Origin of the sequence: Halolamina salina, assembly GCF_042678005.1 — an archaeon.
GTDB classification, from domain to species: Archaea; Halobacteriota; Halobacteria; order Halobacteriales; family Haloferacaceae; genus Halolamina; species Halolamina salina.
Genome location: NZ_JBHUDH010000214.1, coordinates 1 through 529, shown reverse-complemented (window position 1 = coordinate 529; position 529 = coordinate 1). Strand labels below are relative to the sequence as shown.

The 529-nt window shown below is 72.8% G+C and carries 1 protein-coding gene and 1 pseudogene; one reads left to right on the top strand and one right to left on the bottom strand.

All coding sequences use genetic code 11. From position 1 onward, the window contains the following. Positions 1-214, bottom strand: a pseudogene (locus tag ACFR9S_RS14690) (ATPase); the annotation flags it as partial. A 74-nt stretch (positions 215-288) separates the two neighbouring features. On the opposite strand from ACFR9S_RS14690, the gene ACFR9S_RS14685 reads away from it, so the two are divergent. Beyond that, the coding region (locus ACFR9S_RS14685) for a DUF7382 domain-containing protein (protein WP_459077218.1) at positions 289-529 on the top strand (241 nt) is incomplete at its 3' end.

Below are 529 nucleotides of genomic sequence, written 5' to 3'. Positions count from 1 at the left end.
TCGCCTCGGCGAGCACGCCGAGCGTGTGTGACTTCCCGGCGCCGCGCTTGCCGACGACGAGCGCGGCGTGCGGGCGGTCCACGTCGATCCCCACGCGGGCGCCGAGGCTCCCGTCGCGGGCGAGATACCGACCGAGGTGGCCGGCCATCGGCGCCGGTTCGCGCCCCGCTCCGTTCCCGTTCGGTCCGTCCCGCTCCCGGCCGACGACGTGCATACCCGGGGTGGTCGCGCCATCCCCCTTGAGTGCTCGCCCGCTCTTTCAAGTGCGATGACGGGACCACCGTGCCCATGCTCGATCCGAGCGGAGTTCGTGAGCGGGTCGCCGACGGTATCGCCGAACTGCGCGACGACGAACGCGCGATCGAGGGGCTTCCGGTCCGCCTCGTCGTCTCGCTGGTCGTCGGCGCCGCGTGTCTGAGCGTGATGTTGAACCTCGTCAACGGCGTCGGCGGGCTGGCGGCGTCCGAGGTGGACGTGCGCCCGACGCCGGAGGTGGTCGAGACCGGGCCACAGAACCTGACGCTGCGGG